The following is a 25,068-nucleotide window of genomic DNA, read 5'->3' as shown; positions in this document are numbered from 1 at the left end:
GCCGTGTAGAAAAGAGCAGGAGGGGTCAGCGCTTTTCCTTTTTGCGCCAGCCAGCACCGTTAGTTTCAGCAAGCTCCAGAGTCTTAAGCTGAGATAAACTGACCAACAGCTCTCTCAGGGGAAGACCACAGATAGCATTGATTTTTTCAACTGAAGCATAGCGGTGTACCGGCAAGGCATCCCACACCCTGCGCTGTACATCGCGAAGGCAGTCGGTCAGTTGTTGAGAAGCACTGGCTGGGCCAAATAAACTTGCCTCTGGTTCTTCGCTCAGTAAAAGTTCTCCCCTTTCGATCTGCCGAGCATCGGTGAGGAGCTGGGCCAGACCATCCCTGATCAAACGGTGGCACCCCTCAGAGCTGGGTGAGAAGATGGGACCTGGCACGGCGTAGACAGGCCGGCCCAGTTCAAGAGCATGGTTAGCTGTATTGAGTGCCCCGCTGCGCCAGCGTGCCTCGACCACAACGGTGGCTGAGGATATAGCTGCTATCAGTCGATTACGTTGCAAGAAACGATAGCGGGTCGGTGATTGGCCCAGCGGAACCTCGCTGAAAATCAGACCGCCCTGCAGAATCTCATCAAGGAGTTTCTCATTCTGCCGGGGGTAGAAACGGTCAACTCCGCACGCCATGAAAGCCACGGTGGGTAGGTGGGCAGTTGAGACCGCTAAAGCAGTGCGGTGAGCGGTAGCATCTACGCCAAAGGCACCACCAGAAATAATCGTGTTCCCGGCTGACGCTAGGTCACCGGCAAGATGAGATGTAGCTGAGGTGCCGTAGGAGGTGAGGTCACGTGATCCTACGACAGCCACGCTCTGATCCGCTCTCAGTGCCTTGAGAAGACGGCGGTCTCCCCTGCCCCAGAGCCCGTAAGGCGCCTTTTCTGCCAGGTCGTGCAAAGCGGCGGGCCAGTCCTGATCCTCAGGCACACACAACCAAGCGGAATAGGCAGCAGCAAAACGGGCGTCCTGCTCAGCTGTTATACCCTGACGACGCGTCGTCCAACGCTCTAGCCGGTGCTGTACCGCATCATATAGCCCCTGCATCACTGTCTGAGGCAGGTCACTACCAGCCTCAAAGAACTCATTCATATCAGAGACGGTGAGTTCCCGCCTGCCCGTTAGGTAATCCGCAGTAGCAGTCGGCCCGCAGAGCTGGATAAGAGCTGTAACGTAGGCGTCCTCTGGATCAGCGATGCGCATGATCTCACCGCGTGCACGGCGTACAGCCTCCAGCTGTTCCCGCTCAAGAGGCTCTTGCTCCAGCTTCTGAGGTTCAGTTTCATATACGGTCATGGGTGTTCCAACCTTTCTTTTCCAAGGTCCCTGAAGTAGAGAGCAAGATCAATATGGTCTTTAGTTGGGGTAGAGGCCCCATCTAAATCTGCTAGGGTCCAGGCCGTACGTAACACTCGGTCAAAGCCACGGGCAGTCAAGTTTCCCCGGTCAATAGCAGAATTCAACTCCCCCGTCAGGTGTGCATCTAATCTGAGCGGCCCACGCAGAATCTTGCCGTTGGTGTCAGCATTGGTCAGCAAACCGAAGGTACGCAGCCGCTCAGCTTGTGCCAAACGGGCGGCAGTCACTCGCTGCCGTATAGACTCAGAAGATTCGTTAGAGCCGGCACCGGCCAACTCAGCAGCCGTAACCTTTGGCACCGTTAGTTGCAGATCAATACGGTCCAGTAACGGGCCAGAGAGTTTGCCAAAATATGAGCGGCGCTCGCGGCTGGTGCAGGTGCAGTCTAGCCCCCTACCCACGTTCATACCGCAGGGGCAGGGGTTGGACGCCATGACCAGCTGAAACCGTGCTGGGTAAGTCGCTGATGCTACCGCCCGGTCAATCACCACCTGCCCACTCTCAAGAGGCTGACGGAGCGAGTCCAGAACCTGACGCCTAAACTCCGGCGCTTCATCTAAAAATAAGACCCCCCGGTGGGCTTTTGACACACTTCCCGGGCGAGGTATCCCCGAACCACCGCCTAAAATAGCCGGGGAGCTTGCTGTGTGATGGGGTGCCTCAAAGGGAGGGGTGCGAATCAACTCTTTGCGGGGCGACCCGGTGGAACACAAGGAGTGAAGAGCGGTAACTTGCATTGCCGCCTCATCATCGAGCTGGGGCAAAATACTAGTTAACCGTTCTGCCAGCATCGTTTTCCCTGACCCCGGTGGACCATTGAAGAGGATATGGTGCCCGCCAGCTGCCGCGATTTCAAGAGCTAGCCTCCCCTCGCTCTGCCCGGCTATATCAGCCATATCAGGCCTCAAAGCCTGTTCAGGAGTGTCTTTTGAGTTGGCTGTGCTGTGGGACTGGGCAGGATGACGCAGCTTACCTGCTTCTTTAGCACCAAAGGCCGTAAATACCTCGGCCAGACAACCAAAGCTAGAGACCTCTGCCCCCATGACCAAAGCAGCTTCTTCTGCATTATCAGCCGGAACTACCACCCGGTGGTGACCGGCGTCCAGCGCTGCCTTCACCGCGGGCAGTACCCCAGGTATAGCTCTCAAACTGCCATCAAGACCCACCTCACCCAAGAAGACTGTAGGACCTGAGGGCTCCAATTCACCTTCAGCTTGCAGGGCTGCTACCACCATCGCAAGGTCAAAACCTGAACCGCGCTTAGGCAGAGTAGCCGGAGTGAGGTTGACGGTCAGCTTGCGCTGCGGCAACGGCAACCCCGTATTCTTAGCTCCCGACCTCACCCGATCTTTTGATTCACTGAGCGCGGTGTCAGGTAGTCCCAACAAAACGAACCCGGGAAGGGCGGCTGAGATATCAGCCTCAACCTCTACGAGGTGACCAGTAATACCCACTAGCGCTACAGAATAGGTACGAGCAAAACCCATCAAGCCACCCCCGTCAGGTGTTCGAAGGTGAAATGCTGGGAATTGCCACAAATAGATACTGCATCAATACGCATAGATCTGTAATCCTGTGTATCGTGACTTCTAGACCAGGCATAGGCCAGCGCTCTCAATTTCCGGGACTTATCCCTTGAAATAGCTTCTAGCGGGTGCCCGAAAAGCTCACTTGACCGGGTTTTAACCTCAACAAATACCAGGTTCATCTCGGGGTCGATCATGACCAGGTCTATTTCCCCACGAATCGGTTCACTGCCCGGCTCTGTATGGGGGCGCCAGTTACGTTCTAGCAGCGCATAGCTATTACAGCGCAAAATGGTGAGTGCGATATCCTCGCCCCACCTCCCTACCTGGGTAGGAGTAGTGGCGGTCAGCGTCCTGCTCATGTCGGTCTCATTTCTGTGACTCGGTTCTTTGAGCACTACCCTGCCAGCTGTCCATCACCAAAGACAGGAGGATGTGAGGCTGTGGAGAGGCAGGATAAGGTCCGCTTCAAGAGACAACAGGGTCAGCTGGCCCTAACTCCGGGCAGAATGGTGAAGCGAGGAACCAGCATGACAGCTTTTGACACGCTTATCACCAGGATTGCTTCACGGCAGGCGCCCTGCCAGAAGACAAACATCCGCCACACCACACAGGGTGAGACGGATGAATCGTCATTCAAAGATCAGACTTAGGCTTCCGGTGGCTGAAGACCATCCATCGGTGGGATCATAAATTCCTCGCCAGGTGTTCGCTCTTCAATATTAACGTCTCGTACCGAATAAACCCGAACATTTTTTACAAAGCGGGAGGACCGAAAAATATCCCACACCCACACATCTTGCATCTCAATTTCAAAGAAAACGGTGCCTTCTTTGAGGTGCGGGGTTACCTGCACCGAGTTGGCCAGATAAAAACGTCGCTCGGTTTCAACGATGTAAGTAAAAAGCCCGGATACATTTTTGTACTCCTCATAAAGGGCTAGTTGGGCATCTGATTCGAAATTTTCTAGATTCTCGCTGCTCATGGTTACTGGCTTTCTCGTGCTAGGTAGGCTTTCTGGAGCTGTTCAGCGCTGACAGGTAAAGCCCAGGAAAGTCTGTGGTGGGTACTGGGACCTTCATCGGTAAGAGCTGCCCGATGGGCGGCTGATCCGTAGCCCTTATTCTTAGCCCACCCGTAGTAGGGGTAATCGACGTCAAGTTTTTTCATCAGCTCATCACGCTCGACCTTTGCTACAACCGATGCGGCGGCAATAGAGGCGCACCGGTAGTCACCCTTAATTTCCATCTGCACGGCGCCACTCCAGCATTCATAGTGAACTCCGGCAACAGCCCATGCCTCAGCTGCTAAATCCCTGTAGAGAGCAGCGGCAGGATCGAGCTCTGCAAAGAGGTCAGTTTGAGCCGGAGTCAGCCAGTCATGCTTTCCATCCAGTAGGACGGCGTCAGGGTAGAAGCCGCGTGCTGCCACCTGAGCCAATGCCCGCTGACCAGCCAACCGTAGAGCCACAGTAATGCCCAACGCATCGATTTCAGCTGGGCTTGCATGCCCCACAGTACTGGAGCACCACTGCTCAATTAAGGGCACCATAGCGTGACGTTTTTTCTCTGTGAGCGCTTTAGAATCGATCAGACCTTCGATACTCAGGCTAGCATCGGCATCGATCACCGCGACACCCACACTGACCGGTCCGGCGATAGGGCCACGACCGACCTCATCCATGCCGGCAATCAGACCCATACCGCGTTCGAACAGTTTTGCCTCAACGCTAAGATCAGCCGTAGCTACTGGCATTTCTGCTACTCGCCTTCAGGGACGTTAGCGAAAACTTCCGGTGCCCCGCCAGTAAACGTGAAACGTTGCACCGGCCACGCGACTACGAACACTTCACCTTCAACGTCTGCTTCATTGATAAATTCAGTGCGCGTCTCGATATGGTAGCGGGAATCTGCTGAGTTACTGCGATTATCGCCCATTACAAAGTAGGAGTTCTGAGGGACGATCACGTCAAAAGGAATCTCCGTGGGGCTAACACCATCTTTAAGATAGGTCTCATTGAGAGTCACTCCGTTAATGCTGATGCTGCCATCTTCATGGCCTACAACGTGGTCACCGCCTACACCAATAACTCGTTTCACGAGGTAATTTGATGAGATATCTGGCATGATGCCCACAAAAGAAAGTGCATTTCGCACCGGATTACTACCTGTTGTGGGTGGCATCCAGTTCTGGGTGTCTTTAAAGACCACCACATCGCCCCGGTCTGCATCGCTGAAAAGAGAACCGGCAACGTTGACGAACACACGGTCATTAATCTGAAGCGTATCTTCCATCGAAGATGAAGGGATGTAGAATCCGCGTAAGATAAAAGTCTTGAGCAGGTAGGCAATGAGCAAGGCATAAAGAATGATCAGACCGTACTCTTTGAGCACACTGTTTTCGCGGCGCTGCTTGCCACCGCGCGGGGTATCGGCTGTTTTTTCGTCAGCTTCTGAAGGTACCTCTTCAAACGGCTGGCTATCATTGTGAGCCTTATCCATTGCGCCCACCCTTCTTCTTGGAGTTCTATCGGTTAGTTTACTTCGCTGAGCCGGTGCGCAGGATTATTCAGGTGGGGAACCCCACCGCTGTGCGGGCCAGGCGACGAAGGTTGGGTGACCGATCACGGTATCAACCTTTATCATGCCGCCACCCGGCGCTCCCATCAAAGCCCTGGAGTCCATTGATCCTGAACGGTGGTCCCCCATCACCCACATGCGCCCCTCGGGAATCTTCACAGAAAACTCCACGTCACTGATAGCGTCACCGGGGTAAAGATAAGGTTCGTTGACCGGCTGCCCGTTGACGGTCAGAGCTCCGCTGGCTGAACAGCATTCCACGGTATCGCCGGCAACACCAATGACACGCTTAATGTAGACGGTGTCGCTACCTATCAGCCCCAGCCATTGACCAGCAGATTTAACCGGATTCTTTACCCAGGGGCTACCTGAAATATAGGGAGAAAAAGAGCCTGTCCCATCAAACACCACGATATCGCCCCGCTGCACTTCAGTATCCAGCTTGGACACTATAATTCTGTCTCCGGGCTCAAAAGTGGGCTCCATCGAGGACGAGGGAATAAAGAACACATCAAAAAGGAAAGTTCTAATGAGTAACAGGGCAATAAAAGCAAGGCTCGCAGCAAGAGCAAGAAGGCGCCAGCCCCGTAAACGGGGTTGACGCCTTGTCTCACTGGAATCGGCGATCAGGCCATTTTCCATAAAAAGGTGTGAAACCTAAAAGATTTAGGATTCGCGCTTCTCGCGGATACGTGCAGCCTTGCCGCGACGATCACGCATGTAGTAGAGCTTCGCACGGCGAACGTCGCCACGTGAAACAAGTTCAATCTTCTCGATTACGGGAGAGTGAACGGGGAAGGTACGCTCAACACCAACGCCGAAGGAAACCTTGCGGACGGTGAAAGTTTCGCGAACGCCGCCACCCTGGCGACCAACAACGAAGCCCTTGAAGACCTGGACACGGCTACGGTTACCTTCAACAATGTTCACGTGAACGTTGAGGGTGTCGCCGGGACCGAAGTCGGGGATGTCATTGCGAAGTGACTTGTTATCAATGAAGTCAAGAGTCTGCATTGAGATTCTCCATGAATATCTCTGCCGCAGGTCAAACATATTCGGTGTACTTCACGAGCAGTGTCTAAAGGCTAACGCCAGACTGATGCTGTTCGTGAGAATTCTGTGTCACCGTCTACCGTGGGCGGTAGCCGGTGGTTCATGCTGTTAGCGGTCGCTCATCCCCCTGCGGCAGGGGCGTGCCCAGCGTGAACACAAGAAAAAATTATCCCATATTTGACTGGCTATGACTAGGGTTGGCAGGCAGCTGCGTCCAGTTATTTGTGTGAGCTTAACCGCGCTCTAGAAGTACTAGAGCAAAGCCTACGATTACTGAGCAGACAGGTGAGGGAACTATCGGCAGTGATCACACCAGCTGGCTTTGAGCGCTACCACCAGTTCCCCCACACTAAAAGTGCTACGAGTTAGCTTCTGCAGCCTTCTTAGCGGTGTGGAGTTCTTGAACTTTCTTGCGGTCTTTCTTATCCCAGTTCTCTGGCGGGTAGGCTTTGAACATATCTGGGCGCCGGTCAAAAGTACGTTCAATCTGTTGGTCACGGCGCCAGCGAGCAATAGCTCCGTGGTTACCTGAGAGCAGGATGTCGGGCACCCGGTGTCCGCGCCAGTCGGCTGGTTTGGTGTAGACCGGGTACTCCAGCAGGCCCCCGGTGTGAGACTCTTCTTCTAGGGACTCAGGGTTGCCCATAGCACCGGGAATCAGGCGGGTGATGGCCTCAATCATGACCATGACCGCCACTTCACCACCGTAGAGCACGTAGTCACCGATAGAGACCGGCAGCACCCTGAAGCGTGTTTCTGCCCAGTCCAATACACGCTCGTCGATACCCTCATAGCGGGCCGGGGCGAAGACAATGTGCTCTTCTTCAGCAAGGTCGTAGGCTAGCTGCTGGTTGAAGACCTGGCCAGCTGGTGACGGGACAATCAGCAGGGGCAGCTGCTCTTGAGTTGGGGTAGCTTCTAGTGCCTGCTCCAGGGCAAGGCCCCACGGCTCGGCTTTCATAACCATACCCGCTCCCCCGCCATAAGGGGTATCATCCACGGTTTTGTGGCGGTCAAAGGCAAAGTCGCGCAGGTTAGTGATGTTCAGGTTCACCCTGCCTGTTTCTTTGGCCTTACCCATGAGGGAAAGCTCTAGCGGAGCCAGGTACTCAGGGAAAATCGTGATGACGTCGTAGCGCATCGGTTTCTAGTCACGCTCGCTATCGTCAGCCTCTTCGTCCTCATCGTCTGAGCCGTTGAGTTCTAGCAGGCCCGCAGGGGGGTTAATGACGACGTAACCCTCTTCAATGTCGATAGCAGGAATGAGTTCTTCCACAAAGGGGATCATGACTTCTTCACCGTCAGCCACGTTTTCTAAAATCAGCAAATCCTGGGTGGGCATGGTCTGCAGGCCTACCACATGGGCAATAGGTTCCTCAGGTAGGTAACCATCCTCGCCGATTTCCTGGGCTAGGTAGACAGGTAGGTCAATAAGGTCGTGTTCGTAGTAGCCGTCCTCATCGTCGCTGCCCACGGTGGCAGAGTCAAAGGTTAGGCGGGTGTCGCGCATGGTCTCAGCATTATTGCGGTTAGCGACCTCTTTGAATCTGACTACCAGGATTTTCTTATTCCAGCGGGAACCTGCAACGGTGAGGACGCCGGCGGGGGCGATAGCACCCACCAGGGAGTTCGCGTCAAAGTCTTCGATGTCGAGGGTCGCGCCGGGTGCGAAGCGTTCCTCGGGGGCGTCGGTGAAAAGTTGAACGGTGACTTCACCGCGAATGCCGTGGGGCTTGCCGATACGGGCAACCTGAACCTGCACAGGTAATCCTTTCAATGGATATGTCTACGTGATTCTCAGTCTAGTGTACTGGCAGCATTACGCGCAGACCTGGGGTAGCAGAAAGCCCCGCAGCACTTGCGTGCTACGGGGCTTTTTAGTCAGTCTAGCGTCGTCGATCGGTATCGATGACATCCACGCGGACGTGGTCACCATCATTGATCGCGTTGACCACGGTACGAACACTCTTAGCGGTGCGACCTGACCGGCCAATGACTCGGCCCAGGTCCTCCGGGTTCACATGAACCTCAAGTGTTTCACCGCGGCGGCCGCTCTTTGAGCGAACCTTCACGTCGTCCGGGTTATCGACGATACCCCGAACAATATGTTCGAGAGCGTCAGCTATCATGATTACTCAGCTGCTTCCTCTGAAGCTGCTTCTTCAGCAGCCTCTTCTGCGGGAGCTTCCTCAGCCTTGGGAGTGATTGCCTCAGGGAGGACAACCGAACCCTTTTCGGGAACAACGAACTCGGGCTTGGCATCAACGGGCTTGACAGTGTTCTCTGCCTTTTCACCCTTTGCTGCTGCCAGGTCACCGGTGAGCTTCAGCAGAACGGCAACCTGCTCGGTAGGCTGAGCGCCTACTGAGAGCCAGTACTGTGCACGCTCTGAGTTGATCTCGATACGTGAGGGGTTCTCGGTAGGGTGGTAAAGACCGATTTCCTCGATAGCCTTACCGTCACGCTTGGTGCGTGAGTCAGCTACTACCACACGGTAGCGAGGATCGCGGATTTTACCGAAACGCTTGAGACGAATTTTAACAGCCACTGTAGTGGTTTCTCCTGTTTTCTAAGAATGGTCGAGGTGCTCTATCTGCGCTCGTGGGGCGAACCGTCCAGAGTTCCTCTGCGGACACAATTGTTCCCGGATGAGAGGGGCCGGGAAAATCGAGTACCCGTCAAGTATGCCAGCTCCACCACCTTAAAGCTAGGTTCACGAACAGATTACGGCTGTGTTTTACACAATTATTGATGAGAGCGATCAAGCCCCTACCGCTTGAGCGCCTGCTTCCAGCTCACCGAGCTGCCGCCGCGCATGATGTTGTTGCGGTAGATATGAGCACCAACCCTCGTCAATAGCCAGGCTGCCAGCAGGGTGAGCGCAATAGCTACAAGCGGCTCCCAGAATTCAACGTTCTCCGTGAGAAGTCGCATAGGCATAGCGATTGAAGATACCACCGGCACGAAGGAAATAATATGCAGGACCGTTCCTTTTGTGTAAATTCCTGCAAACAGAGCTGCAACCAGAATGAAGGTGATGGGGTTTGAAAGGTTGGCAACGTCTTCTGCTCTGGCACTCATAGCACCAACTGCCGCCCAGACGGTGGCGATTGCCGCGAAGCCGACAATGTAGAAAGCAACAAACCAACCAGCAGAGGGAAGGATCCAGCCAAAGTCATTAGCTGTACCTGTGATGTTCATAGCGATGAGAGCTGCAGCCGCATAGACTGCAATCTGACCGATTGCTAGAAGAATGTTACCTACGATTTTGCCGATCAAGAGCTGGTTCAGCGGGATTGCGGTAGCGATGATTTCCACGATGCGGTTCTGCTTTTCTTCAACCACTGAGTTGGCAATTGCAATACCGAACATGATGGTGGTCATGTAGAAAATCATGGCAAAGCCAAGACCTACAAACAAAGCAATGAGAGAGTTATCATCACCCGTCAACAGGGTTGTTTCCAATGACGTGCCAGCAGACAGGGCGGATAGGTCAACTCCCTGGGCTGCAGCGTTTTCGGCGGTGACCGTTGAGGTGACAGCCTGGGTCAGCACGGTTGCTAGTTCCTGATTAACTGTTGAGTCAAAAACCAGTTCCCAGCTGTCATCGGTGGGGTGAAGATAAGCGTCAGCGTCCCCCTCTGTTACAGCTGACCGCGCTTCATCCGCGCTGCCGAAGTTCTGATGCTCGATGGAAGTCTCATCATCGATGTCAGCTTGCAGGCTGGCTGCTGAGCCAACCATGCTCACTGAACGGTCATCGGTGGTTGCCACAATATAGGTGCTGCCACCCTGGTTGAAGAAGAAGGGAACAATGATTGCCGCCAGAATGATGACCAGCGAGAAGACGGTGCCCATAACGAAGGACTTATCCTTGACCTTAGTCATGACCTCGCGGGTAGCAACAATCTGCCAGGCGTTCTTTACGGTGCTGTGTGCGGTGTTCATTGACTAGTCACTCCTCGGTAGATATCGCCCAGGGTGGGCAGAACACGGGCAAATTCGTGCATCTGACGCTGCATGCCCTCGCTCAGGATGGTTGTACGCACGGACTCAAGGTCAGCGGCAGGGGCGATTTCGAGCAAGGCTTCGGTTCCTTCCACGTCTAAGACGCGAACCCCCGGCACCTCCCGTAACCACCCGGCGTCGGCACCGGCGCTGTACCGGAAGCGGGGCGCGCCGCTTCCGCGTAGCTCAGTAGCAGAACCGGTTGCCTTCACTTGGCCTTCGTGCAGAATAACCACACGGTCGCAAAGACGGTCTACGAGATCCAGCTGGTGCGATGAAAAGAGGATGGGCACCCCCTTACGCATGAGCTCGTGCATCATGGACACCATGGTGTCCACTGCCTTGGGGTCCAGGCCAGAGAACGGCTCATCGAGAATAAGAGCGGTGGGGGTGTGCAAGAGGGAGGCAACAATCTGAACGCGCTGCTGGTTGCCAAGTGAGAGGGATTCCAGCTTGTCCTTAAGACGGTCACCCAGCCCCAGAGCGGTCAGGTGTCCTGTGGCGATATCCCGTGCCTCAGCAGCGCTGAGCCCGCGCAGTTGGCCCAGGTAGATTAGCTGGTTGAGGATAGGTTGCTTGGGGTAGAGACCTCGCTCTTCGGGCATATAGCCAAAGGACGCGCGGTCCTCGGCGGTCATGGGACGCCCGCTATAGAGCACCTGACCCGCGGTTGGTTCTAACAGTCCCATCATCATGCGCATGGTGGTGGTTTTGCCGGCTCCGTTGGCTCCCAGGAAGCCCGTCATAGATCCCGGTTCCACGGTAAAACTGGCATCGCTCACAACGGTTTTATCACCGTAAACCTTAGTCAGGCCCACGGCCTCAATACGGCCGATGCGTGAATTCATCGCTCACCCTTTCTCTAGTGTGTTCTTATCTACCAGCCTAGAAAGGGCGACTAGAGCTTACCTCCCCCACCAGGGGGAATTTTAAGGATGAATGGGACAGTAGCCCTACTGCACCAGCCCTACTCTGTGGGCAAAAATAACAGCACCCACCCGATCGCGGCTTTGGGTTTTAGCCAGAATATTGGAGACATGGGTTTTGACGGTTGCCGGCCCCAAAAAGAGTTGGCTAGCAATCTCAGCGTTGGTTAACCCCTGGGCTAATAGTTGCAGGGTTTCACGCTCGCGAGGGGTTAGCGACTCAAGGGCAAAAGCATCGCGGTTATCAAGGGGCAGCGCTCCCCCAGCCGGTTGATCTGAGGTGGTGGCCGTATCTTCCTGCGCGAAGCGGCTAATCAGAGGAACGATCATTTCAGGCGAAAGGAGAGCAAGGCCGCCGGCTACCTTACGCACAGCGTCCACCAGCTCATCGGCATCCGCTGTTTTGAGCAAAAAGCCGCTGGCACCGGCACGCAGCGCAGAAAAAAGATAGTCCTCGCGGTCAAAGGTCGTCAGAATCAGGACGCGGGTAGCCGGGTGCTCGGACACCACAGCGGCGGTTGCAGCGATGCCATCTAGAACCGGCATCTGAACGTCCATCAGTACAACATCCGGTTGCAAAGACTGCGCTAGCTCAACAGCCTCTTGCCCATTTTTTGCTTCGCCAACCACCTCGATATCATCTTCCATGGAAAGGATGAGGGAGAAGCCGCTACGCACCAAATCTTGGTCATCTGCGAGAAGTACACGAATCATGTTGCTATTGTCCTGTCTGAAAATCTGCCGGGAATCGCACCCGAACCTTCCACCCATCGGTGCCTTGGCGGGGCCCAAGATCAGCTGTGCCTCCTAGCGCCTCGGCTCTTTCACGGATACCATGCAAGCCGTAACCCCCACCCGAGGCGGCAGTACTAACCCTGCCATCATCCGTCACTTCGAGTTCAACCCAGCCACCGACAGTAGACTCAACAGTACGTAGAACAACCAGCACCGAACGAGCTGTTGAATGCTTACGTACGTTGGTCAGAGCTTCTTGCACCATGCGGTAAATGGAGAGCTGAGTGCCCTGAGCCAAATTCACCAGCCTAGCCTCAGACTGAACATCTACCTGAAGCTGACCTACGATGCCGCTGTCACCCAGCTGATCCACCAGTTTTACGATGTCTCTCACACCGGGTTCAGCCGAAGCTCCAGTCTGCTCGCTAGGATCGTTGCGCAGCACCCGAATAATACTTTTCATCTCCTCAACCGATGACCGGGCTAGCTTCTCGACATTTTCAAGAGGCTGAGAAGCTAACTCTGGTTTCTTGGTCATCGCCCGACGTGCAGCGGCTGCCTGGATGCCCATGGCAGAGACATGGTGGCCCACCGAATCGTGCAACTCGCGCGCAATACGCAGGCGATCCCTGTTCACTGCGTCCTCAGCAAGCTGCTCGCTCTGCCGCTGGAGCTGAGCCTGTTGCTGTTCTAACACCGAGCGCTGGTAAGCACCGGTCCAGGCGCTCCTGCCCAAAATCGCCCCAGAGCCAAAGAAAATCACGTTGGAAGTGAGTGTAGCGATGTAGGACGCTGTCGGCACGTCGAAGAGACCGCCCTGGTAGTCCTCTACTCCAAATATCGAGAAGGACGAACCATGGATGGTCCAGAGACTTACCAGCCAAACCACCACGCTCAGACAGACCAGGGTATAAAGAATCCACACCATGGCCCGATTTTTACCCCACGCTACAGCCGCGTAGACCACCGCTAAATAGCTGATCTGGTAGCCCAGGGTGGCTGCTGCGAGGCTATTGAGAAAGCCCAAGAAATAAAAAATGATCGTGCCCAAGAACAGCATGGTCAGAGGGAAACGTCGGCGGAAGATTAAGGGTAACGTCATGCCAATTTGGGCGATATAGGCATGAAAGATGTCGTGAGGATCAGAACCGAAGACACCGGCGCTGTGGTAGGCAGCAACCATCAAGAGGGTGCTAGCAAGCACGAACAACCAGACAGCGTAATCCCAGCGCAACTCACGGGCGCTTGGGGTGGGGCGTTCCCAGTCTGGATCCAAAGCTCTAAAGCTCAAGCGGGGGTGGACAGTCATGGGTTTCACCCTAGCAGAAGCTCTGATGCTCTACTCTCCCCCGTTAGGGGGAGAGTAAGCGGTTACTCTTTACCAAAGAATTTCTTGAGCCTCTGACGGGCAGCGTCGCTAACTCGCTGGCCCACCTGTTTTGCCGTGCGTACCACCTTAGGTTCAGGCGGTGAGATCTTAGCTGTATCTGTGCCTTCAACCTGTGCTCTGAGTTCCTCCATGAGTGACGGAGCCTGCGGGGCAGGGTCTTGCACAAAGTTGACGTCCTTTAGCTTGCTGTAGATGCTGGCCATTACCAGTTCAGCTGACCCACTCGCGCCCAGGGCTACTGCCGCAATGAGCGCTGCCTTGGGGTTATCTCCGCGGGCAGCACGACGCGCTGCCCATAGGGCAAAGGCTCCGGCTGCACCCAGGGATGCGGCACCATCTGCAGCAACCAGCCAGGGACGGGCCATGAGCTCACGGGCGACCGCGTTGAGCGGACCACTGCCATTGGGGTAGGCGGTGACAGTCTGCTTCAGCAAATCCATACCCGTCATTTCCGGGGTGAATTCACGGTAGCCCACATAATCCTGCATGGAGCCTTCTGAAGCCGCTACATTAGATAGTTCTTCGGGTAGCTGCAGGACCTGAATTACGGACTCAAGGCCGGTCTCGCTGGTCATGTCATTCACGTAATTGGCTAAACGCTTGGATGTTTGTTCATCAAGACCGTAAAGCCAGGCCAGGTTATCAATTTCCTCAGCCGCGCGAATCTCGTGCAGAGGCTCAGGCAACACACCGGGTAGTAGCCAAAGGTAATCCAGCACGGCAGAATTCCTTGGGATATAGCGGGTCAAAATCTTGGGGGCACCCCAAGCGAACTCAAGGATGGAACCGACGTCCGAATCATCGGGTGAGCCCACCACCTTAGTCATCCATTCGCCCACCGAACCCTCTTCAAGAAGCTGCGAGGAGCCGGGGAAAACAAAGGCGAGATGCTGTAGCCCCTCAGAGGTTTCAGCAACGATTGATGGCACCCGCATTATGCTCAGAAGGTTGAGCAGCGAGACAGGGTCACCGGTGAGGAGGGACCAGCCATTATCAGCCGGAGCGGCCTCAATGGGACCAGCGAGTGGCGTCTGACCTATATAGGTGGGAATCTCGGTCATAGGCAACTCAACCAGGGCCGCTACAGTCCCGTCATTACTCAGCGCAAGCTCCTCGCCCAGGGCCGTGACGGGAGCTGAGAAACTGTAGGAGAACTGATCAGCGCAAATAGCACCGCGCACCGGTAGCTGCTCCAGCAGATCATCAACACACACATCGAAGGGCTGGCCCGGTTCTACCGACCCATCCTCCTGCATGTGCACGGTGGTTAGGCTCTGACCATCGCTCTCGCACAGTACATAGAGGATAACGCTTTCTTGGGTAGTCTCATGAACCATCACCTCAGCGGAGTCAATGCTAGCCAGCATCAGAGCGTTAATGACCTCATCAGCGGTGGTTTCAACAATGCGCTGTTCAATTTCATCGTCCAAACGCTGACGTTCCTCGGCCTCCTGTTCAGCTTTCTCTAACTCGAAAAAATCAAGGTCATCGGCCGTTGCGTTAGGCTGTTCGTTATCCTGAATCTGCGCAGGTGCTGGGTCAGATTCCGAAGGCGTCTTACCCTCGTTCTCCCGGTGCTCGGTAAGCACTTTTTCAAACATGTCCTCAAGCGCCCCGGGCTCTTTGAGCAGGTTCTCAAGTTCTGCTAAATCCTGCTCGTCCAGAGCATTGTTTGTAGCTCCTCTGGCCTGCTGAATAGCCCCCACCATTTGTTCAAGTTCGCGGCGCAGACGCGCCTCCGGCGAATCCGGGTTCTCATCAGGTGTCGCAGGGGTCTCAACATCATCAAGCTCAATACCCGTTGGCCCGAAATCAAGTTGCACACGGGCCCATAGCATCTGAGGCTCGGACGGCTCAAGATCTTCGATCGAAAAATCAGACATACATCAATCCTAGGGGGTGGCGTTGATAGACAGTGGTGCGCGGTTCTCAGCACCAGTGCTGCAGCGGTTCAGTAGACAGCGGTTCAGTAGACAGCGGTTCAGTAGAGGACGGAGCGGCGGAGAGGGGTTAGGCTGGCAAATCAGCCGAGCTGAACTCCGCTACTTCACCGGTTTCCAGTGCTCGGTAAGCTTGGCGCAGACGCGCCGCGTGGCGGGGGCCGTAGTATTCATCGAGGTCTTCAGGTGACACCCAGCGGTATTCCGTCAGCTCTTCCTCCTGCAAACGGATGTCGCTGTTCTCGGGGATGACTCCTCCATCGTAGATGTAGTAGGTAGAGTCGCCCCAGATCCCTAGTTGAAGGCCGTGGAAAATAACCAGCAGACGTCCGGCAGGCACATCGAGACCTACCTCTTCTAGCACCTCACGGAAACAGGCAGGCTGAGGGGCTTCGCCGGCCTCAACCGTACCGCCGGGTATGGTCCAGCCATCCTTGTAATTGGGTTTGACGCAGAGCATCTGCCCGGTTTCGTTGCGGATCAGAGCACCCGAAGCAAGACGGCGAGTAGGTAGCGAAGCGATAAAGGCTTTCAGCTCTTCTTCAGGCAAGTATGAATCAGCCACGGTGTCTCCCTCAAAGGTGGTGAACATGTTTCTTTCCACCAATCTACAACTGCCGGTTGCCCGGTGCGAGGTGAAATGGCCTCTGCTTTCTCTCAGCAGAACTAAACCTCTGAAAAAATAAAAGTGCCGCTACTAGCTCACTTTAAAGTGAGCTAGTAGCGGCGCTTCCTAGAACCTGCCTACTTGAGGAACTTCTCGAAGCCCTTGGGCAGGTTCATGTCATCCATTTTGAAATCCTGGTTCTGCTGGCCAAAGGCTGAACCTGAAGCAGCGGGCTTAGCCGCAGCAGCAGCCTCCTGCTGAGCGCGCTTCGCGGGGTTACCCGAGCGGCCCTTCTTGTTCTTGTTTGCCTTGCCCTTGTTCTTTCGGGCGGCGCCACCGGCGGCAGCCATACCCGGCATCTGCATACCACCGGGCATCCCAGCCATGTTGCCCGATGCCAGCTTTTTCATCATCTTCTGAGCTTGAGCAAAACGCTCCATCAGCTGATTGACCTCAGAAACAGTGACACCCGAACCCTTAGCAATACGGGCACGGCGGGAGCCATTAATAATCTTGGGAGCAACACGCTCATGTGGGGTCATGGAGCGGACAATCGCCTCAACGCGGTCGATTTCCTTCTCATCAAAGTTCTCAAGCTGCTGGCGAATCTGAGCCGCACCGGGCATCATCATCAGCATCTTCTTCATGGAACCCATTTTGCGAATCTGCTGCATCTGAGCAAGGAAGTCTTCAAAGGTGAAGTCTTCTTGATCAACGAACTTCTTGGCCATGCGGTCAGCTTCGGCCTTGTCCCAGGTCTGCTCTGCCTGCTCAATGAGCGAGAGAACATCGCCCATATCCAGGATGCGCGATGCCATGCGGTCTGGGTGGAACTGCTCAAAATCAGTAACGTTCTCACCGGTAGAAGCGAACATGATGGGCTTGCCGGTTACCGATGCAACGGATAGGGCTGCACCGCCGCGGGCGTCGCCATCTAGCTTAGAGAGCACAACGCCAGTGAAGTCTACGCCTTCGTTGAAGGCGTTCGCGGTGTTGACGGCGTCCTGACCGATCATCGCATCGATGACGAAGAGCACTTCGTTGGGGTTAATGGCATCGCGGATGTTGCGTGCCTGCTGCATGAGCTCGGCGTCTACACCCAGGCGGCCGGCGGTATCGACGATGACGACGTCGTGCAGTTTGGCACGAGCCTCAGCCACACCGTCGCGTGCCACCTGCACCGGGTCACCGGTGGGGGTATCAAACTCGGAAGTTACACCGGGGTGAGGTGCGTAGACGGGCACACCGGCACGGTCGCCAACTACCTTGAGCTGAGTAACAGCGTTGGGGCGCTGAAGATCAGAGGCCACCAGCATGGGGGTGTGCCCCTGCTTCTTAAGCCAGTGGGAAAGCTTACCGGCCAGGGTGGTCTTACCCGCACCCTGCAGACCTGCCAGCATGATGATGGTGGGGCCGGTTTTTGCCATGTTGATGCGGCGGGTCTGGCCGCCCAGAATACTAACGAGCTCTTCATTAACAATTTTGACGATTTGCTGGCCGGGGTTTAGCGCCTCCGAAACCTCAGCACCCAGGGCACGTTCTTTGACGTGGGCGGTAAATTCGCGGACCACGGATACGGCGACGTCGGCGTCCAGCAGGGCGCGACGGATTTCGCGTACGGTTGCGTCAATATCCGCTTCGGTCAGTTTGCCCTTACCGCGCAGATTCTTGAAGGTGGCTGTTAGACGATCGGAGAGTGAATTGAACACGAGCCGTGAACTACTTTCATCGCTGGGGACGCCGCCACCTATTTCCTGCAAAATGAAGGATAAGGTAGCAACATGTTTATCAACTATCTAGAATAACGTATTTTCTGGTGGTACAGCGCTGGGCTGTGTAACGAGCTATCTGTCCCTTGTTACTGTAGCTACGCCCTTTCTTTCACAGAAACCTCTTCTAGAGGGCAATCTCCAGCAGAATGGGGGTGTGATCCTGGCGGGTACCGGAATCAATCATCTCTGAGGCGGTTACCTTATCTGCTACACGGTCTGAAACCAGCCAGTAATCGATGCGCCAGCCGGTGTTATTGATTTTACTGGTGCGCGAGCGCTGTGCCCACCAGGTGTAGGCCCCGGTGACATCCCCGTGCAGGTGACGGAAGGTGTCGGTGAAGCCCTTGGCAAGAAGGTTGGTGAACCCCTGACGCTCTTCATCGGTGAAGCCGGGTGAGCGGCGATTGCTCTTGGGGTTAGCCAGGTCGATTTCGGTGTGGGCTACGTTGAAGTCGCCAGTTGCGAGCACAGGCTTGATAGCGTCAAGCTCAGCTAGGTAGGTGGCATAGAGGGCATCCCAGATTTGGCGGTCGCCCAGACGTTTGAGTCCGTCGGAGGCGTTGGGTGTGTAGACCTGGGTGACGAAGCAGTGCTCGAATTCGAGGGTAATCATGCGGCCCTCAGCGTCCATGGTGGTGGGTGCCTGAATCTTGGGGTAGGTCACCACCGGGTTCAGGCCCTTCTTGTAGAGAAAGAGGGTGCCGGCGTAGCCCTTGCGAGCCGGTTCAACCGAGGAAACCCAGGCAAGTTCATACTGCGGGAAGTAGCTTTCTAGTGCTTCGAGGTGCTTTCGGGTGGGGCCTTTATCGGAGAGTTTGGTTTCCTGGATGGCCAGGACATCGGGTGCGTGCTCAGCCAGGGTGGCAAAGACATCGCGTGAGAGTAGGGCGCGTGCAGATTCACTGGTGAGGGCGGCGTTGAGGGAGTCTACGTTCCAAGAAATGAGTTTCATGCTCACCATTCTAATGAACCGGGCGCAAGGACGCCGGTGAGCTGCTTCCCAGCTCACCGGCGTCCTTGTGCCCCAGCAGTCTGACGGTGGGACTAACTAATGTTTCTTAAATCGCTGCCAGATCGCGTTCACCGGTGCTGACGCGCACTACCTCGTCTACGGGGCTTACCCAGACTTTGCCGTCCCCGGGCGATCCGGTGTTGGCGGTGGCAATAATGACACCGACAATATCGTCAGCTTGTGCGTCATCGGCCAGAATCTCTAGACGGACCTTGGGAATGAGCCGGACATTGTATTCCTTACCGCGATAAATCTCGGTGTGCCCGCTTTGCCTGCCGTAGCCGCTGGCCTCAGAGACCGTCATGCCGTCTACGCCCAGATTTTCTAGGGCAATCTTGATATCTTCAAACTTTTCAGGCTGAATCAGTGCCGTCACCAATTTCATGTTGCTGCCCCTCTCTTACTTTTCTGCGAAGGCACCTGATGCCGGTGCCATGGCGTATGCGGTTTCTGCGTGCTGGGCCAGGTCGATGCCCTGCACCTCCTGCTTCTCACTGACGCGGAAGCCCATGAAACGGTGGATGGGGAGCACGATAATCAGGGTGAGAACCGCACAGAAAATCACGGAGATGATAGTTGCGATACTCTGCGTTATCAGCAGCCCCAGACCGCCACCATAGAAGAGTCCGGCTGTACCGGTCTCTGGGGTAGCGATGAACCCGAGTGCCAGCGTACCGATGATGCCTGACACCAGGTGAACACCCACCACGTCCAGGGAATCATCGTAGCCAAAGCGGTACTTGAGGCCGACAGCCCAGCCCGATGCTACACCGGCAACCACACCCAGGGCGATAGCCCCCACCGGGTTGATGTTGGCGCAGGCCGGGGTGATTGCCACTAACCCTGAAACTAGACCGGACGCAGCGCCAAGGGAGGTAGCGTGGCCGTCTCGGATGCGTTCCAGGAGGGACCAGCCCAGCATCGCAGCTGCAGGAGCGGCGAGGGTGTTGACCCAAATCAGACCCGCCTGCGCGCCGTCCGAAGCGGCACCTACATTGAAACCAAACCAGCCGAACCAGAGGATAGCCGCGCCCAGCATGACCAGGGGCAGGTTGTGGGGACGCTGGTCGGGGTCCTTACCAAAGCCCTTGCGAGCGCCCAGAACCAAAGCGAGGATCAACCCAGCGACGCCTGCGTTGATGTGAATCACCAGCCCACCGGCAAAGTCGATGGCTTCGCCAAAAATTGACCCAATCCAGCCTTCTTCACCGAAAAGACCGCCGCCCCAGACCATAAAAGCAAGTGGGCAGTAGACCAGGGTGAGCCAGAGCGGAACAAAGATACACCATGCCCCAAAACGTGCGCGATCGGCGATAGAACCGGAAATAATGGCCAGCGCGATGATGGCGAAGGTTGAGCTAAACGCTACTGCCAGCAGGTCGGTGCCACCGGCTGCAAGAGTTGAAGATAGCCCGAAGTCGCTGAAGGGGGAGCCTACAATATTGGGGATGAGGGCGTCCCCGCCGCTCATACCGTACCCCCAAAGCACCCAGCAAACACTGACCAGCCCCATTGAGATGATGGACATCATCATCATATTGAGAGCTGACTTAGCTCGTGTCATGCCGCTGTAGAACAGTGCCAGACCGGGAGTCATGAACAGAACCAGTGCTGCGGCAACAATCGTCCACACGTCAGTTGCGGTGAGTTCCATGCCTCTTACCCCTTTCAAACCGTTTCGAGACAATTCCTGAGAGAAACTGTGCGCGGGGCGTTACCCCGCAGTGTTGTATTGACAGGTCCTATTCAACAGGAGCAATGTTTCGACGGGTGTGGGGTTCAAGTTTCCTGTGGGTTACACCAGTCAGGGTTTTGTTGCAGCGATGAAAAATGGGGTTACGGCCAGGTTACTGGGAGTAACGGGAGTATTTCGGTCTCAGGTGTACACAGTCATCTGAGCACTGTTAACAACGGTTTGTTAGGCGAGCAGCTTTTTAATGAGATTTTCCTTGAAGCCTATGTAGGGCGGGTAGAGCAACCGCAGGGTGTCCGGCAAGAGGTGCTTGGTGAAAACAACCTTATCGTGGCTGAAATTTTCTACCGATTTCTGCCCGTGATATGCACCCATACCTGATTCTCCCACTCCACCAAAAGGCCAGTCATGAGGTGAAAGATGCACCAGGGCCGCGCCAAAGACTAGCCCGCCACTTGAGGTTTCAGCAACCAGACGCCGTTGGTTTTCCTCCGAAACAAACCCATAGAGCGCCAGCGGTTTATCGCGACCATTGATAAAGTTCAGCGCCTGATCCATACTTTTCATGGGTACCAGGGGCAGAATGGGGCCGAATATTTCCTCCGTCATCACCGGGCTTTCCAGGGACGCCGGGCTCAGCAGGGTCGGCTGGATGTAGCGGTCCGCCACATCAGTCCTTCCGCCGTACTCCACGGTTCCTTGGCTGAGATAAGACATCAAGCGCCGGTGGTGCCGGTCATTAATGATGCGCCCATAATCCGGTGAAATCTGAGGGTCAGTACCAAAAAATTCAGTAATAGCCGTTTGCAGTTCCGCGAGCAACTGCCGCTCCACACCGTCCAGCACCAGAACGTAGTCCGGGGCAACACAGGTTTGCCCGGCATTCAAGAATTTTGCCCATGCGATACGCCGCGCAGCGACCCCCAAATCGGTAGTGCCATCTACCACCACCGGTGACTTGCCACCCAATTCCAAAGTGATGGGAGTCAGGTTTTCGGCAGCAGCGCGAGCGATAATTCGCCCTACCTGCCCGTTACCGGTATAGAAAATATGGTCAAAACGCTGGGCCAGCAACTCAGTGGTCTCTTCGACCCCGCCTTCCACCAGGGCGATAGCTTGCCGATCTAGATATTGAGGCACCAGCTGGGCCAACAGATCGGAGACTTCCCCAGCAACCTCACTGGGTTTGAGGACCACAGTATTACCGGCAGCTAGCGCACCAATCAGCGGGGCAAAAAGCAACTGTACCGGGTAGTTCCAGGGGGCTATGATGAGCACCGTGCCCAGGGGCTCTCGAACCAGAGATGCCCGCCCCGGCATCAAGCTCAGGGGCACATTCAGCCGGCGTGGCGCCGTCCATTTCTTGAGGTTTTTGAGGGCATAATCGATAGCAGAAACCGTGATACCAATTTCGGTCATGTGCGCTTCGAGCGCTGACTTACCTAAATCTCTGGCAAGTGCCTGCTGAATCTCTGCGCTATTCTCGGTCAGCAGAGCGCGTAAGGCAAGCAGTTGCTCGCGCCGCCAGCTACGCGGCTTGGTCGCACCGGTGGCAAAATGACGGTGAAGGGCTGTAACGGTCGCTTCAATGGTGTGAGGGTCCGTGGTCATGGTCAGTTATCTTTCCTGAGAGTTACTGTTGATTTGATATTGGCTTCAGCAATTGAGCAGCTAGGTCTACCATCCGGTAGTATCCTCAATATCCATTCTTCAACTCTAATGCTGCTGGCGGACCCTATCTGCCGCAGTGGCCGCCTAAACCCCACAAAAAACTGGGAGCCACTCACATGAGCGGCTCCCAGTTTTATCTGCGGGGGGGGCAGTAGATAATATTCTGGGTCTTTAGTCCAGCAGTGCGTCCACAAAGGCAGCCGGTTCAAAGGGCGCCAGGTCATCGGGGCCTTCGCCCAGACCAATGAGCTTGACGGGCACGCCTAGCTCTTCCTGGATCGCCACGACGATACCGCCCTTAGCAGAGCCATCTAGCTTAGTGAGTACGATGCCGGTAATCTGAACGACCTCTGAGAACACCTTGGCCTGAATCATGCCGTTCTGACCGGTGGTAGCGTCAATCACCAGCAGCACCTCAGTCACAGGGGCTTCCTTCTCTACCACGCGCTTAATTTTGCCCAACTGGTCCATCAGACCGGCCTTATTCTGCAGGCGGCCAGCAGTATCAATCATGACGGTATCAACACCACGTTCTTTGCCCACCTTAACTGCTTCAAAGGCGACAGAAGCGGGGTCTGCACCGTCCTTATCGCTACGGACGGTGTCAACCCCCACGCGGTCGCCCCAGGTCTGTAGCTGGTCGGCGGCAGCGGCACGGAAGGTGTCTGCCGCACCCAGCAACAGATTTTTGTCCTCAGCTACCATCACGCGTGCCAGCTTACCGACGGTGGTCGTCTTACCCACGCCGTTGACGCCCACTACCAGGACCACGCCGGGGTTGTTTCCCTCACCGTCCAGGTTCAGGGAGCGGTCGGTATCTTCGCCAACAATCCTTAGTAGCTCTTCTCGCAGCATAGCTTTGACTGCTGCAGGGTTTTCGGTGCCCTCGACGCGCACGCGCGACTGCAAAGCTTCGACAAGCCGCTGGGAGGGGCCAGACCCTAAATCTGCCAGGAGCAGGGTTTCTTCAACCTCGTCCCAGACGTCCTGGTCAATCTTGTCGCTGGATAGCAAAGCCAGCAGGCCCTTACCCAGAAGGTTATTAGAGCGCGACAGGCGAGCACGCAACCGCACCAAGCGTCCCTGGGCAGAGGCCGGCTTTTCAATGGTAGTGACCGGCTCCCCCTGCGCTGGAGCATCATCAGCATCGCGGGTGGTCTCGTAACCACCGGGCGGTGCCTTGGGGCCGCGCAACAGCACAAAGAGCACGCCACCTAAAACCAGCACACCCAGCAGTATGTACACAATCAGAGTCAAAGTATCATTCACATCTTCTAGCTTGCCATATCCTCCCGTATCAGGCTAAGAGTAGCTGTAGGAATTCCGCTCAAGGGCGTAGTGGCTATTGGCTCTACCCTAAACATGGGGCTCTGAGGTAGCTTAAAGGAATACGCATAAGAGCTGAGAAAAGAACGAGAATAGAGATAACACGCACCTATGAGCAAACACATTCCCACCCCATCAATGGATACCGGGGCAATACCCGTTATACCCCAATCGGTGCGAAACGAGAGCCTCAAGGACCAACCGCCACGACCCCAGCCCACCGTCAAGGTGCCAACCCAGATTAAAGTGCTGATTGCAGCGTCCTTTCTGATTGCCCTGGGGTATGGATTGGTTGCACCGGTGCTTCCCAGCTTCGCGCGCAGTTTTGATGTGGGCGCTATGGCAGCCACCTTCGTCGTCTCAGCTTTTGCCCTCACCAGGCTCCTTTTCGCCCCTACCAGCGGTAAACTCATCACCCGCTTCGGCGAACGCAAAATCTATTCCACAGGTCTGTTGATTGTTGCTTTGGGCTCATTGGGAGCTGGACTCTCGGTCAATTACCCCATGCTCATTGCCTCTCGCGCTGTGGGCGGTATCGGCTCTGTCATGTTCACGGTGGCAGCTATGGGAATCCTGGTGCGTAACTCTCCCCCGGCGATTCGCGGTAGAGTCTCGGGCTACTACGCGACCTCTTTCTTGCTGGGCAACATTCTTGGCCCGGTGCTGGGCGCTCTAGCAGCTGGCTGGGGCATGCGCATGCCTTTCTTTGTCTATGCTCTGTTACTCTTCGGAGCAGCCACAGTGGTACTGACCAAGCTGAAAGAGGAACTCCAAGAGGTTAACCTCAACACCCAAGGTATTGCCGTACCCAAAAAAGCTCTGACCTTTAAAGAGGCTTGGGGGTTCACCAACTTCCGCTCCGCTCTCTTCACTAACTTCGCAGTCGGCTGGTCGGTCTTCGGTTTGCAGAGCTCGGTCATCCCCCTGGCAGCTGTAGCGGTGCTCGCTGACTTTCACCGCAACGAGACCGGCTACGACGCTGCCGCGCGCGGCGCTACTCTCGCTGGTTTCACCCTAGCCGCATACGCGGCGGGTAACGCTCTGACGCAGATTTACTCGGGCAGGATGGGTGACCGTATTGGCCGCCGCCCCATGATCTTTGCCGGTTTGCTGCTCTCTGGCTCTGTTACGTTGGTCTTCGGTTTTATCAATCACCCCGCCGCTTTCGTGGCAACCGCTGTGCTTCTGGGTATTGGTTCGGCGCTACTGGGCCCGTCTCTTCAGGCTTCTCTTTCTGATGTTATTGGTAATAAGCGCTCAGGCGGTCAGCCGCTTGCCTACTATCAGATGGTCTCTGACATTGGCCTCATTATCGGCCCGCTGATAGCAGGTGCCATCATTGACGCCGCCGGTTTCTTCCCAGCCTTCGTGCTCTGCGCAAGTCTGCTGTTGGTAGCCTCTCTTGGGTGGTTGCCCGGCTTCAAACCCAAGTTCCCTGCAGATGTGGCCGAAGAAGGGTACACCGGTAAATAG

The 25,068-nt window shown here is 55.6% G+C and carries 25 protein-coding genes; 1 reads left to right on the top strand and 24 read right to left on the bottom strand.

Translation table 11 applies throughout. The features are described 5' to 3' along the window. Positions 1-25: 25 nt before the first annotated feature. The 24 genes from dprA to ftsY all read right to left on the bottom strand — a co-directional run bounded on the left by dprA (position 26) and on the right by ftsY (position 23,538). A complete protein-coding gene (dprA, locus tag ABD982_RS04295) occupies positions 26-1,294 on the bottom strand; it encodes a DNA-processing protein DprA (RefSeq protein ID WP_345445022.1) in 1,269 nt (422 codons plus the stop codon). After that, complete coding sequence (locus tag ABD982_RS04290) at positions 1,291-2,844, bottom strand: YifB family Mg chelatase-like AAA ATPase (protein ID WP_345445021.1); 1,554 nt, start codon at positions 2,842-2,844, stop codon at positions 1,291-1,293. Before ABD982_RS04290 ends, dprA begins: the two co-directional genes overlap by 4 nt. Next, the gene (locus tag ABD982_RS04285) at positions 2,844-3,245 is read right to left on the bottom strand and encodes a YraN family protein (protein ID WP_251378910.1); all 402 of its coding nucleotides are present in this window, start codon (positions 3,243-3,245) and stop codon (positions 2,844-2,846) included. Before ABD982_RS04285 ends, ABD982_RS04290 begins: the two co-directional genes overlap by 1 nt. A 287-nt stretch (positions 3,246-3,532) precedes the next feature. Next, entirely contained in the window at positions 3,533-3,868 is a 336-nt protein-coding gene (locus ABD982_RS04280; protein ID WP_251378911.1) for a DUF2469 domain-containing protein, read from the bottom strand. 2 nt (positions 3,869-3,870) lie between these two features. Further along, positions 3,871-4,638, bottom strand: coding sequence for a ribonuclease HII (locus ABD982_RS04275; protein ID WP_345445017.1), 768 nt, complete (start codon positions 4,636-4,638; stop codon positions 3,871-3,873). Positions 4,639-4,643: 5 nt separating this feature from the next. Beyond that, positions 4,644-5,384, bottom strand: coding sequence for a signal peptidase I (gene lepB / locus ABD982_RS04270; protein WP_345445015.1), 741 nt, complete (start codon positions 5,382-5,384; stop codon positions 4,644-4,646). A 63-nt stretch (positions 5,385-5,447) separates the two neighbouring features. Then, positions 5,448-6,104: a signal peptidase I gene (gene lepB, locus ABD982_RS04265; protein ID WP_345445013.1), complete on the bottom strand. Its 657-nt coding sequence runs from the start codon at positions 6,102-6,104 to the stop codon at positions 5,448-5,450. Between the two features lie 24 nt (positions 6,105-6,128). Further along, a complete protein-coding gene (gene rplS / locus ABD982_RS04260) occupies positions 6,129-6,476 on the bottom strand; it encodes a 50S ribosomal protein L19 (RefSeq protein ID WP_251378915.1) in 348 nt (115 codons plus the stop codon). 397 nt (positions 6,477-6,873) lie between these two features. Next, complete coding sequence (gene trmD, locus ABD982_RS04255) at positions 6,874-7,656, bottom strand: tRNA (guanosine(37)-N1)-methyltransferase TrmD (protein ID WP_251378916.1); 783 nt, start codon at positions 7,654-7,656, stop codon at positions 6,874-6,876. Positions 7,657-7,662: 6 nt separating this feature from the next. Further along, positions 7,663-8,277, bottom strand: coding sequence for a ribosome maturation factor RimM (gene rimM, locus ABD982_RS04250; RefSeq protein ID WP_251378917.1), 615 nt, complete (start codon positions 8,275-8,277; stop codon positions 7,663-7,665). 124 nt (positions 8,278-8,401) lie between these two features. Then, positions 8,402-8,644 carry an RNA-binding protein gene (locus tag ABD982_RS04245; RefSeq protein WP_237204131.1) on the bottom strand — a complete coding sequence of 81 codons (243 nt, stop codon included), beginning with the start codon at positions 8,642-8,644 and terminating at the stop codon, positions 8,402-8,404. 2 nt (positions 8,645-8,646) lie between these two features. After that, the gene (gene rpsP / locus ABD982_RS04240; RefSeq protein ID WP_345445008.1) at positions 8,647-9,063 is read right to left on the bottom strand and encodes a 30S ribosomal protein S16; all 417 of its coding nucleotides are present in this window, start codon (positions 9,061-9,063) and stop codon (positions 8,647-8,649) included. Positions 9,064-9,284: 221 nt separating this feature from the next. After that, a complete protein-coding gene (locus ABD982_RS04235; protein ID WP_345445006.1) occupies positions 9,285-10,463 on the bottom strand; it encodes an ABC transporter permease in 1,179 nt (392 codons plus the stop codon). Beyond that, on the bottom strand, positions 10,460-11,371 hold the full coding sequence (locus ABD982_RS04230) for an ABC transporter ATP-binding protein (protein WP_345445004.1): 912 nt from the start codon (positions 11,369-11,371) through the stop codon (positions 10,460-10,462). Before ABD982_RS04230 ends, ABD982_RS04235 begins: the two co-directional genes overlap by 4 nt. A gap of 105 nt (positions 11,372-11,476) precedes the next feature. Continuing rightward, positions 11,477-12,163 (bottom strand): response regulator transcription factor, encoded by a 687-nt coding sequence (locus ABD982_RS04225; protein WP_345445002.1) that lies wholly within the window; start codon positions 12,161-12,163, stop codon positions 11,477-11,479. Positions 12,164-12,167: 4 nt separating this feature from the next. Next, entirely contained in the window at positions 12,168-13,493 is a 1,326-nt protein-coding gene (locus ABD982_RS04220; protein WP_345444999.1) for a sensor histidine kinase, read from the bottom strand. Positions 13,494-13,555: 62 nt separating this feature from the next. Continuing rightward, positions 13,556-15,457 (bottom strand): hypothetical protein, encoded by a 1,902-nt coding sequence (locus ABD982_RS04215; protein ID WP_345444997.1) that lies wholly within the window; start codon positions 15,455-15,457, stop codon positions 13,556-13,558. 127 nt (positions 15,458-15,584) lie between these two features. Then, positions 15,585-16,079, bottom strand: coding sequence for an NUDIX domain-containing protein (locus ABD982_RS04210; RefSeq protein WP_251379675.1), 495 nt, complete (start codon positions 16,077-16,079; stop codon positions 15,585-15,587). Positions 16,080-16,258: 179 nt separating this feature from the next. Then, the gene (gene ffh / locus ABD982_RS04205; RefSeq protein WP_345444994.1) at positions 16,259-17,830 is read right to left on the bottom strand and encodes a signal recognition particle protein; all 1,572 of its coding nucleotides are present in this window, start codon (positions 17,828-17,830) and stop codon (positions 16,259-16,261) included. A gap of 187 nt (positions 17,831-18,017) precedes the next feature. After that, positions 18,018-18,845, bottom strand: coding sequence for an exodeoxyribonuclease III (locus ABD982_RS04200; RefSeq protein ID WP_345444992.1), 828 nt, complete (start codon positions 18,843-18,845; stop codon positions 18,018-18,020). Between the two features lie 106 nt (positions 18,846-18,951). After that, a complete protein-coding gene (locus tag ABD982_RS04195; RefSeq protein ID WP_345444990.1) occupies positions 18,952-19,290 on the bottom strand; it encodes a P-II family nitrogen regulator in 339 nt (112 codons plus the stop codon). Positions 19,291-19,305: 15 nt separating this feature from the next. Continuing rightward, the gene (locus ABD982_RS04190) at positions 19,306-20,559 is read right to left on the bottom strand and encodes an ammonium transporter (protein WP_251378927.1); all 1,254 of its coding nucleotides are present in this window, start codon (positions 20,557-20,559) and stop codon (positions 19,306-19,308) included. Between the two features lie 264 nt (positions 20,560-20,823). Then, entirely contained in the window at positions 20,824-22,209 is a 1,386-nt protein-coding gene (locus ABD982_RS04185) for an aldehyde dehydrogenase family protein (RefSeq protein WP_345444987.1), read from the bottom strand. 231 nt (positions 22,210-22,440) lie between these two features. After that, the gene (gene ftsY, locus ABD982_RS04180; protein ID WP_251378929.1) at positions 22,441-23,538 is read right to left on the bottom strand and encodes a signal recognition particle-docking protein FtsY; all 1,098 of its coding nucleotides are present in this window, start codon (positions 23,536-23,538) and stop codon (positions 22,441-22,443) included. Positions 23,539-23,706: 168 nt separating this feature from the next. On the opposite strand from ftsY, the gene ABD982_RS04175 reads away from it, so the two are divergent. After that, complete coding sequence (locus ABD982_RS04175; protein ID WP_345444983.1) at positions 23,707-25,068, top strand: MFS transporter; 1,362 nt, start codon at positions 23,707-23,709, stop codon at positions 25,066-25,068.

The sequence above is a fragment of the Rothia endophytica genome (genome assembly GCF_039543885.1).
Classification (GTDB): Bacteria; Actinomycetota; Actinomycetes; order Actinomycetales; family Micrococcaceae; genus Rothia; species Rothia endophytica.
Note: the sequence above shows the minus strand (reverse complement) of the source record. Positions and strands in the feature narration are given on the sequence as shown.

Bases quoted from the DNA above. Each gene is read 5' to 3' on its own strand.
- ABD982_RS04235 (WP_345445006.1), bottom strand. From the start codon at position 10,463: ATGAACACCGCACACAGCACCGTAAAGAACGCCTGGCAGATTGTTGCT.
- dprA (WP_345445022.1), bottom strand. From the start codon at position 1,294: ATGACCGTATATGAAACTGAACCTCAGAAGCTGGAGCAAGAGCCTCTT.
- rplS (WP_251378915.1), bottom strand. From the start codon at position 6,476: ATGCAGACTCTTGACTTCATTGATAACAAGTCACTTCGCAATGACATC.
- ABD982_RS04190 (WP_251378927.1), bottom strand. From the start codon at position 20,559: ATGGAACTCACCGCAACTGACGTGTGGACGATTGTTGCCGCAGCACTG.
- ABD982_RS04175 (WP_345444983.1), top strand. From the start codon at position 23,707: ATGAGCAAACACATTCCCACCCCATCAATGGATACCGGGGCAATACCC.
- ABD982_RS04230 (WP_345445004.1), bottom strand. From the start codon at position 11,371: ATGAATTCACGCATCGGCCGTATTGAGGCCGTGGGCCTGACTAAGGTT.
- ABD982_RS04280 (WP_251378911.1), bottom strand. From the start codon at position 3,868: ATGAGCAGCGAGAATCTAGAAAATTTCGAATCAGATGCCCAACTAGCC.
- ABD982_RS04215 (WP_345444997.1), bottom strand. From the start codon at position 15,457: ATGTCTGATTTTTCGATCGAAGATCTTGAGCCGTCCGAGCCTCAGATG.
- ABD982_RS04290 (WP_345445021.1), bottom strand. From the start codon at position 2,844: ATGGGTTTTGCTCGTACCTATTCTGTAGCGCTAGTGGGTATTACTGGT.
- ABD982_RS04200 (WP_345444992.1), bottom strand. From the start codon at position 18,845: ATGAAACTCATTTCTTGGAACGTAGACTCCCTCAACGCCGCCCTCACC.
- ABD982_RS04220 (WP_345444999.1), bottom strand. From the start codon at position 13,493: ATGACTGTCCACCCCCGCTTGAGCTTTAGAGCTTTGGATCCAGACTGG.
- ABD982_RS04225 (WP_345445002.1), bottom strand. From the start codon at position 12,163: ATGATTCGTGTACTTCTCGCAGATGACCAAGATTTGGTGCGTAGCGGC.
- ABD982_RS04245 (WP_237204131.1), bottom strand. From the start codon at position 8,644: ATGATAGCTGACGCTCTCGAACATATTGTTCGGGGTATCGTCGATAAC.
- lepB (WP_345445015.1), bottom strand. From the start codon at position 5,384: ATGGATAAGGCTCACAATGATAGCCAGCCGTTTGAAGAGGTACCTTCA.
- ABD982_RS04195 (WP_345444990.1), bottom strand. From the start codon at position 19,290: ATGAAATTGGTGACGGCACTGATTCAGCCTGAAAAGTTTGAAGATATC.
- trmD (WP_251378916.1), bottom strand. From the start codon at position 7,656: ATGCGCTACGACGTCATCACGATTTTCCCTGAGTACCTGGCTCCGCTA.
- ABD982_RS04285 (WP_251378910.1), bottom strand. From the start codon at position 3,245: ATGAGCAGGACGCTGACCGCCACTACTCCTACCCAGGTAGGGAGGTGG.
- ABD982_RS04185 (WP_345444987.1), bottom strand. From the start codon at position 22,209: ATGACCACGGACCCTCACACCATTGAAGCGACCGTTACAGCCCTTCAC.
- ABD982_RS04275 (WP_345445017.1), bottom strand. From the start codon at position 4,638: ATGCCAGTAGCTACGGCTGATCTTAGCGTTGAGGCAAAACTGTTCGAA.
- lepB (WP_345445013.1), bottom strand. From the start codon at position 6,104: ATGGAAAATGGCCTGATCGCCGATTCCAGTGAGACAAGGCGTCAACCC.